Origin of the sequence: Peptoniphilus sp. BV3AC2 (assembly GCF_000478945.1) — a bacterium.
In the GTDB taxonomy this organism is placed as follows: Bacteria; Bacillota; Clostridia; order Tissierellales; family Peptoniphilaceae; genus Peptoniphilus_B; species Peptoniphilus_B duerdenii.
In genome coordinates, this window is the sequence record NZ_AWXD01000011.1 from 26,116 (window position 1) to 34,269 (window position 8,154).

The following is an 8,154-nucleotide window of genomic DNA, read 5'->3' on the forward strand; positions in this document are numbered from 1 at the left end:
TTTAATCTCCCTCTACTTCTTCTTTGGAAAGTTCAAGTATATGGTCATAATTAGATGTTGTTTCCTCTTCCAGGTAGCTAATTCTTTCTTCTAATTCTTCTTGTTTTTCTTCATTTCTGTCATTGTATTCGCCTTGATACATAACAAATTCATTGTGACATCTTCCGAGTCTATTTATTCTCCTCTTTAAGTTTCTAATCTCTTCATTTCTTTTTTTCTCTTTTAAGATTTCATAAGTTCCTCCTAATAAAATTCCAAGTCCCAATAAAGCACAATTTTTCTTTTTTAACATTTATTCCTCCTAGTGCGTATTCATAATACTTTTTGCAACTGTTCCACTCTTAAACATCATAAGTCCAAGTAGTAGAGCATATCCTAATATACTAAACAAGCTTGCGTGAATATCTGTAATCTGTACCGTTCTTATTAAAACGGTGTAGATACCTAAACATACCATCAAAAACAAACCTTGTAGTCCCAAGGCAAAAAGTCCCTTGATATAATTTGTTCCAATCTGACCCCATTCTTTATTTCCCATAGTCGCAAATGGTATGGATGATACTGATGAGTAGACATATATTTCAAACATACGCCCATATACTATTAAGGTAATAGTTAAAGATATACATTGAATTGCAATCCTTACAAGGCTTGTTTCAACTAATATCATTAAAAGCTCACCTATTTCTTTTTCTTTTAATGTATCAACCATTGCAACTATCTGATCTCCTGAAACAGTGGCAGAAGTAGTGATTACCCCTGCCGCTTTGTTTACAAGATTTTGTGCCACATCAAAGACTGCCATTGAAAATTCAAAGGCATGGCTTGCAAGGTAGACTGCTATAAACATCTTTATAATGTATTTGAAAAACTCAAAAGTATCTGTATCGTGCATATTATTCTTTTGCATAACCATATTTATGAGTTCAATACATAAAACTGCTGTTATGATAAGACCTGCTATTGGAACGATCACATTATCATTAATGTTTTTTATGAAGTTATACACTTCTCCATTCCAACCCATTGGTGTCTTCCCAACATCAGTTGCAATAACTCCTACCTTGTCATTTATATCTAAGAACATGGACTCAAGATTTGCTTTGATACCTCCGAGTAGCATATCCTTAAAAAATTCAGTTAGCTTGTCAAAGATACCAAACATAGACTTTCTCCTATTTTAAAGCATTTGCAAGTAGTGGAATTAATTTAATACCGATTAGTACAATTCCCCCACCAGCCATAAGCTGCTTTATGCCTAATTAGAGATTGTAAAATACTTGTAGTGTGTCTGTATTTCCTATGAAATTGTAGTAAATATCAATTGTTTGGGTGATTTCTCCATTCACTACTTCTTTTTCGTGAACATAGATTTTTGAGATGAGTTCGTTTAAGGTTTCTTTGTCCAGCTTCTTTATATCCCTATGTTTTTTTATGAGTTCAATCCATTTTTTAACATTAATATCTTCAAGATCTTCTTTGACAATCAATTTTTGATTATCTTTTATTCTTTGATTTAGATAATCTTGTTCGTTTTGTGATTTTTCAAGAATTTTTTGGAAGTTACTTTCACTTATCTTATTGTCTAGCCAGTCATCATATAATCTTTCAATCTTTTTAGTTAAGTCTTCTACTCTTATTTGATCTTCGTAAATCTTATCCATAATAAATTTTTGTTCTTCTTCATTATCAATTTCTCGTGATTTTTCAAGTGCTTTTATAATTTCTTTTTCATCTTTTAATGCTATTTCTGCATTTTTTCTAATATCCTTAAGCACTATCTCATAAAGAGTATCGTAATAAATTCTATGTTGACTACATAATGACTTTCCGTATCTTCTATAAGTGTTACAAGTGAGTAACTTTTCTCTTTTTTTCGATTTGTTTCTTCCAAGATTTAAAGATTTTCCACAATCGGGACATTTCACAATGCCTGCAAATATGCTTTCTTCTCCATTTTTAAATGGTCTTCTCCTGCTCTTTAATTTTTCATTTGCTATATTATAAATATCTTCAGAAATAATTGGTTCGTGTGTATTTTCTACTATTATCCATTCCTCTTTAGGTTTATCGGATAACCAACCTACTTTGAATTTATAATTAACTTTTTGACTAGCAATATGACCAATATAAACTGGGTTTTCAATAATTTCTTTTAGGGTTGTGCAGTCCCACCAATACTCTCCACCATCTACGGTCATTTCTAACTTAGTTTTTTTATTTCTAAGTCCTTTTTTTCTATTCCACCAGGTAGGTGTAGGTATTTTTTCTTCAAAAAGTCTTCTTCTAATTGCTTGTACTCCATAACCACTAAAAGCAAGATCAAAAATTTTTTCAACAATCCATGAAGTTTCATCATCGATTACTAATTTATGTGGATCTTCATTGTCTTTCCTATATCCTATTGGAGCAAGACAACCAATAAATTTTCCTTGCCTTGCCCTTGTCATATAGGCAGATTTCATCTTTTTAGAAACATCTCTTGAATAAAACTCGTTTAAAACATTTTTAAAAGGAACTATTTCGTTGTTTTCTTTAAAGGTATCTACTCCATCATTTAAAGCTATATATCTGACATTGTTCTTTGGGAAGAAATTTTCTGTATAGTATCCAGTCTGCAAATAGTTTCTTCCAAGCCTTGATAAGTCCTTAGTGATGACTATATCCACTTTTTTATTTTCAATATCTCTAATTAGTCTTTGAAATGATGGTCTATTTGTATTTAATCCAGTATATCCATCATCTATATATACATCGTAAATACTCCAACCCCTTGATTTTACATAGTTTTCTAAAAGTTCCTTTTGGTTTTGTATGCTGGCACTCTCTCCTTTCTGCTCATCATCTTTAGATAGTCTGCAATAAATTGCAGCTTTGAATGAAAAGTGATTTGAATTTGTTTGTATCATTTCCTATTCCTCCTTATTTGAGTTTTCGGAAATAACACAACTTTCTCTAAAACTATTTTTATTATAGCACTCTTTTTTATTACTATCAATATTATATTTGTTATACTCAATTTCATTAGTCTTATTTAATTTGCTTGATTTTTTTATTAATCTTAGAAAAGCGTCTGTGTCTGTTCTTCTATTATCATAATTTCTTTTTACAATATATTTTGTTTGTCTTTTTGTCATAGCTTATCCTTTCATACAATAAAAAAAGGCGATTAGATTTTTAATTTTCTAATCGCCTTTTAAGTGTCATATTTATCTTTTTTTATCTCTGGCATACTTTTATACCTTTTCATACTTAAAGTCTTTAATAATGCCTTTCCACCTCTTTTTATCTATAAAGATTCTCCTACATCATAGTTCATTTTTTTATTTCCACCTTGATGTCTTAGTTTGTCTTTATCTTCTTCATACCATTTTAAGATTGTTACATAGTGGTTTTTATAGGTTTTGCCACTGCTTTCCATGTATCTGGATAGTTTATTTATCATTATTTCTGTGTGTGAGTTTAATTTTTCTTTAAGATTTTTATATTCTTCTTCGCTTAGACTTACATTTTTGAATTCTCCATAAAAAATGGGGGTGGACTGTTCTTCTCTCCCCTTATCTATACTAACCTTATCTAATCTACCCTTACCTATACTGGGTTGACCACTTGACAACCTTTGGTTAACCAGATGACAACCAACTTTTTCTTCTGAAATATATGCTCCATTTTCCGTTTGATAAAGCTGTTGTTTCTGCTCTATATACATTGTTGGCTTATATCTATCTTTTCTAATAAAGTTATTTATTTTCCAATGAGTAATGACGATAATTCCTTGATCAAAGACTATCACAAAGCCTTTGGCAATAAGTATTTTTAGGTCATCTTCATTAGCTCCGATAATCTTGATGATTTTCTTAGGATTATTTACAAAACCATCATCATCTGCCCTCATTGATAGATGAAAATACAGACATTGACTACTTAGTGGCATATCCAAAAATAAGTCGCTATCCACTATCTTTAGTGAAAACATTCTTTTATCTGCCATGCTCTCCTACCTTTCTTCAAATAAAAAAAGACGATAGTTTTTAATTCTACCGCCTTGCGTACATTTATTATGTTTTTAAAATTTATTTTAGTTCGTTTTCAATTTCTTCTATGGTTGGTAATGCTCCTTTTAACCTTTCAGGAATTAAGTTTTGTAGTTGATATTCTGAAATTCCAATAGGCTCTCTTGAGCTTTCAGAAGCATATTTTGCCAATACATTATCCTTTGTCTTACAGATTAAAAGACCTATTGTTTGATTATCTCCATCTCCCTTTAATATATGGTTTACAGATGTTACATAGGTTCCAAGTTGCCCTATATCTGCAGGTTTAAATGCGGAAATTTTAACCTCCACAACTACATAGCAATGAAGCTTAATGTTGTAGAATAACATATCAATAAATTCTTCTGAATTTCCAACTAAAAGTCTATATTCTCTGCCAACGAACGAAAAACCTGTCCCTAGCTCCAATAAGAATTTTTGAATATTATCCATCAAAGCGTCTTTCAATTCTTTTTCATCATAATTTTGCCTTATAGCTATAAAGTCAAAATTATACGGATCTCTTGTCATTTCATTAGCTAAATCACTTTGGGTTGCAGGCAAATTATTTGTGAAATTTGTTATTGCTTTTCCTTGTCTCTCAAACAGATCTGTATCCAAGAAATTTAAAAGCACAGCTCTACTCCAGCTATTTTCTAATGTTTTAGATATAAAGAAAAATGCTTTATTCAAATTTCCCTCACATCTATCCATAATATATCTTTGATGTCCCCATGGGATACTAAAAATCATATTAAAATCTCCACCGACTTTAGATATTTGTAAATCGTCCACAAGCTGTGGACCATTTAATGGCGAATACATTTCATAAAATTTCTTCATATATTTTAAATTAGTAACAGAAAATCCTTTAACATTGGGAATTTCATTTTTTAAATCCGAACTTAATTTTTTATAGAATCCGCTTCCCCATCTGCTTTCTGCTTTTAAGCTAATAATTTCTTCTCCTAAACTATAATAAAACTTTAGCATTTCAGAATTGACCGAAACTGCTGCTTTAAGTTGCCTGCTTGTATATGATTTTTTTATTTTCTCAAGCATTTTTATATATTCACTATCTCCTACAATAGCTAAATCTTTTTTATTCATTCTCATCACTCCAATCTGATTTTCTTTATTTTATTCTATTTCTTGCACCAATGGTGGGAGTTTTAATCTTTTTATCACAATCAGCTTAAGGTAAACAAGCTAATTTTATCATTACACATTTAGTTTGATTAATGTGATTATACCAAAAATGTTAAATCTTTTCTATCTCTCCCTCTCTCTCTTTATCTATCTCTATATCTTTCTCTATCTCTATCTCTCCGTTGCACTTTTGTTGCTTGTGTGTTGCATTGGTGTTGCATTGCAACATTTTTAATTCTCTAGACTTTCTTGAACGCCTTGTAGAAGCTGTTTCTGATCCTATTAGGCTTGGTATTTCAGTTAAATAATATTCATCATTTTCTGTTACAACTTCTAATAAGCCTTGATTGATTAAATAATTAACTGTAACCATTACATCATCGTCTGTTTCATCTATGGTTAGTGCTAACTCTTTTATAAAATCACTTTCTACGCCGTCATAATAGAGTTTGCCCTCATCTTTTAGGCTTAGTAGTAGAAGTTTTAGGTAGATTATCGTGTAGGTATCTCCTCCCGATATTCTCCTTAGTCTTTTTATCCTCTTGTCTGTGAAAAATTCTTCTTTTAATTTTATCCAATAATATCTTTTGTTTATTGCCATTCTAATCCTCCTTGCAATAAAAAAAGAAGTAGATTTTTTCTCTACTTCTCCTTATAATTTATATTTTATTTTTCCTTGTATTTTTTAATGACTTTTTCTACTTGTTCTTCAAGCTCTTCCCTGTCTGGGATATATAGGGTGTATTTTGATGCGAATATTTTATTTGATAAATTTCCTAAGGCGTATTCTGCTTGGACTCCGTCTTTGTCTGTACATAAGATTATTCCTATTGGTTCATTGTCCATCTCATCATTAACTTCTGCCTTATAATAATTAAGATACATATTGATTTGCCCAACTGCTTCTGGCATTAGCTTACTTGTCTTTAGTTCGATTAAGACATAAGACCTTAATATTTTATTGTAAAATACCATGTCCACATAATAGTGGGTATTTCCTAGTGTTACCCTCTGTTGACTTCCTACATACATAAAACCCTTGCCGAGTTCTAGCAAGAATTTTTCGATATGATCTATGAGTGCTTTTTCTAAGTCACTTTCCAGCATTGGTTTTTCTTCTGGAAATCCTAAAAATTCAAATACATAAGGGTCTTTTACAAGATCTGCTGCATTATTTATTTCATTGCCCTTTAAGGCTAGGTCTAAGACTTTTTCTTTGTTTTCTTCTCCAGCTGATAAGAGCAACCTTTCAAATAGTGATGTTTTGATTTGTCTTTTAAGTTCCCTTACTGACCAATTTGCGTTGATGCTTTCTTTTTCATAAAAGCTTCGCTTTTTTTCATCGCTGATTGATAAGAGTTCACAATAATGGGACCAAGTCAATTTTCCAGACAGTGTCTGGAAAATTGGATATGATAAATATAAGTTTCTCATGTTAAATAAATTAGACTTAGAAAATCCCTTACCATATTCCTTTGTAAGTTGTCTTGACAAATCATTTATAAGCTCTTTGCCATACTCTGCTCTTTCAGAATGACCTTGCTCATCTTCTACGATGATACGTCCAATCTCCCAGTAAGTTTGCACTAAAATATTATTGACTTCTCTTGCAACTTGATTTCTTGCCTTATCCATTAATGTTTTTATACTATTAAAAACATCATCATGAACCCTATCTATGTTATTTTTCTTATTCATACAAGCACCTCTTTGACCTCTTAACTGCTTTAATTATATCATAAATATTGTGTTTATTCTATTTTATATCCTTTCTACATTGATATTTCCCAGATTTTCGATAATCGAAATTCTTGATTTCCGATTTTCGGAATTCTGGACTTCTGCTTTTCGGAAGTCTTGTTATTATGGTTATTTAAGGGTGTAACTTTTCGTTACTCCCTTAGATTTCTCTGGTCATATCTTTTTTACTTGGTTTTACTTTTTCTTTTACTTTTCTTTTTACTTTCTCTTTTGTCTTATCCTTGTTCTTGGATAGGTCTTTGTATTTCTTTATTTGTTTTAGAATACTTTCTTTTTCTTTTTTATTTTCCTTGGCTATGACTTGCTTAAAGGCATATTCCATTACTTTTATGTCTTTGGCTTGAAAAAATACTTCATAGTTTTGGCTTTCTTTGTTTTTCATTATTGAAAAGCTTACTCCAAGTTTGTTTAGTTCTTTTTTTAATTCTTTGAGGTCGCTTTGATCTATGCTTATATTTTCTAGTTGTCCTTTTTTGTAGAGGTCTTTTATTTTCATTTCATCGCCCATAAGGCTTTTGAGGTTGCCATTTGCTTTTTCTAAAGTTTCATTCATCTTTTTTCTTATTTCTTTGTCTAAGTTGATTGATTCTTTTGCTGCCTTTATTGTGTATGTTATTATGGTTTGTGCTGCTTGACCTGCTTCTTTGCTTATTTCTTCGTTTATCATGTTTTCTCTCCTTTGTTTGAATTAAAAAAGGGAAGTATAGGCTTTAATTTTTCTATACTTCCCTTTGATTGTTTTTATTTTATTGTTCTTGGTGGTGGAATGCTTTATTTTGATATTTTATATATTTCTTAGGTATTTGTACCTTTTATACTTTTAAATAGCTTACAGTACCTTTCCACCTTTAGTAGTTTGTGTGTGTTCTTTTGTCTGATAGATAGTTTTTCATGTTGGAATACAAAACTTGTATTTTTTCATTGTTCATTTCTTTTATTTCTTCTGTGCTTTTATATGTTTTGTATGTTCCATCTTGATCTGCTTTTATGAGTTCATCTATTAGCTCTTGCCTTTTATTCATCTCTATTACCTCCTAGATCTGCCTTTATTTTCTTGGTCATATTATAGCTTGGATAAGATATTTTTACCAGGTCTTATCTTTCTTGATTTTTGTAATAGTCTTTAGTCATTTGTCTTTTTTTATTAAAGCTATCACTATCTTGCTTATATTCTTTTATCTTTTCTATGATACTTTCTTTTTCTCCTCTC

At 30.6% G+C, this 8,154-nt stretch carries 9 protein-coding genes and 2 pseudogenes; all 11 read right to left on the reverse strand.

Annotation, left to right across the window (positions count from 1 at the left end):
• Nucleotide 1: 1 nt before the first annotated feature.
• The 11 genes and pseudogenes from HMPREF1252_RS03755 to HMPREF1252_RS09840 all read right to left on the reverse strand — a co-directional run bounded on the left by HMPREF1252_RS03755 (nucleotide 2) and on the right by HMPREF1252_RS09840 (nucleotide 7,966).
• On the reverse strand, nucleotides 2–292 hold the full coding sequence (locus HMPREF1252_RS03755; protein WP_002838520.1) for a hypothetical protein: 291 nt from the start codon (nucleotides 290–292) through the stop codon (nucleotides 2–4).
• A gap of 9 nt (nucleotides 293–301) precedes the next feature.
• Nucleotides 302–1,165, reverse strand: a complete 864-nt coding sequence (locus tag HMPREF1252_RS03760; RefSeq protein ID WP_000466919.1) for a VirB6/TrbL-like conjugal transfer protein, CD1112 family — start codon at nucleotides 1,163–1,165, stop codon at nucleotides 302–304.
• 10 nt (nucleotides 1,166–1,175) lie between these two features.
• Nucleotides 1,176–1,259, reverse strand: a pseudogene (locus HMPREF1252_RS09515) (Maff2 family mobile element protein); the annotation flags it as partial.
• A 3-nt stretch (nucleotides 1,260–1,262) separates the two neighbouring features.
• Entirely contained in the window at nucleotides 1,263–2,909 is a 1,647-nt protein-coding gene (locus HMPREF1252_RS03765) for a recombinase family protein (protein ID WP_023059446.1), read from the reverse strand.
• Nucleotides 2,910–2,912: 3 nt separating this feature from the next.
• A complete protein-coding gene (locus HMPREF1252_RS03770; protein WP_004825731.1) occupies nucleotides 2,913–3,137 on the reverse strand; it encodes a hypothetical protein in 225 nt (74 codons plus the stop codon).
• A 152-nt stretch (nucleotides 3,138–3,289) separates the two neighbouring features.
• Entirely contained in the window at nucleotides 3,290–3,991 is a 702-nt protein-coding gene (locus HMPREF1252_RS03775; protein WP_023059445.1) for a hypothetical protein, read from the reverse strand.
• 82 nt (nucleotides 3,992–4,073) lie between these two features.
• Entirely contained in the window at nucleotides 4,074–5,144 is a 1,071-nt protein-coding gene (locus HMPREF1252_RS03780; RefSeq protein ID WP_023059433.1) for a YhcG family protein, read from the reverse strand.
• A gap of 154 nt (nucleotides 5,145–5,298) precedes the next feature.
• Nucleotides 5,299–5,784: pseudogene (locus tag HMPREF1252_RS03785) on the reverse strand (phage replisome organizer N-terminal domain-containing protein); the annotation flags it as partial.
• Nucleotides 5,785–5,849: 65 nt separating this feature from the next.
• Nucleotides 5,850–6,881, reverse strand: a complete 1,032-nt coding sequence (locus tag HMPREF1252_RS03790) for a YhcG family protein (protein WP_023059438.1) — start codon at nucleotides 6,879–6,881, stop codon at nucleotides 5,850–5,852.
• A 202-nt stretch (nucleotides 6,882–7,083) separates the two neighbouring features.
• Nucleotides 7,084–7,611, reverse strand: a complete 528-nt coding sequence (locus tag HMPREF1252_RS03795) for a PcfB family protein (protein ID WP_023059448.1) — start codon at nucleotides 7,609–7,611, stop codon at nucleotides 7,084–7,086.
• 181 nt (nucleotides 7,612–7,792) lie between these two features.
• Entirely contained in the window at nucleotides 7,793–7,966 is a 174-nt protein-coding gene (locus HMPREF1252_RS09840) for a hypothetical protein (protein ID WP_023059430.1), read from the reverse strand.
• Between the last annotated feature and the right edge of the window lie 188 nt (nucleotides 7,967–8,154).

Excerpts from the sequence above, each read along its gene's own strand:
- HMPREF1252_RS09840 (WP_023059430.1), bottom strand. The coding sequence starts at position 7,966 with ATGAATAAAAGGCAAGAGCTAATAGATGAACTCATAAAAGCAGATCAA.
- HMPREF1252_RS03775 (WP_023059445.1), bottom strand. The coding sequence starts at position 3,991 with ATGGCAGATAAAAGAATGTTTTCACTAAAGATAGTGGATAGCGACTTA.
- HMPREF1252_RS03790 (WP_023059438.1), bottom strand. The coding sequence starts at position 6,881 with ATGAATAAGAAAAATAACATAGATAGGGTTCATGATGATGTTTTTAAT.
- HMPREF1252_RS03760 (WP_000466919.1), bottom strand. The coding sequence starts at position 1,165 with ATGTTTGGTATCTTTGACAAGCTAACTGAATTTTTTAAGGATATGCTA.
- HMPREF1252_RS03765 (WP_023059446.1), bottom strand. The coding sequence starts at position 2,909 with ATGATACAAACAAATTCAAATCACTTTTCATTCAAAGCTGCAATTTAT.
- HMPREF1252_RS03795 (WP_023059448.1), bottom strand. The coding sequence starts at position 7,611 with ATGATAAACGAAGAAATAAGCAAAGAAGCAGGTCAAGCAGCACAAACC.
- HMPREF1252_RS03755 (WP_002838520.1), bottom strand. The coding sequence starts at position 292 with ATGTTAAAAAAGAAAAATTGTGCTTTATTGGGACTTGGAATTTTATTA.
- HMPREF1252_RS03780 (WP_023059433.1), bottom strand. The coding sequence starts at position 5,144 with ATGAATAAAAAAGATTTAGCTATTGTAGGAGATAGTGAATATATAAAA.
- HMPREF1252_RS03770 (WP_004825731.1), bottom strand. The coding sequence starts at position 3,137 with ATGACAAAAAGACAAACAAAATATATTGTAAAAAGAAATTATGATAAT.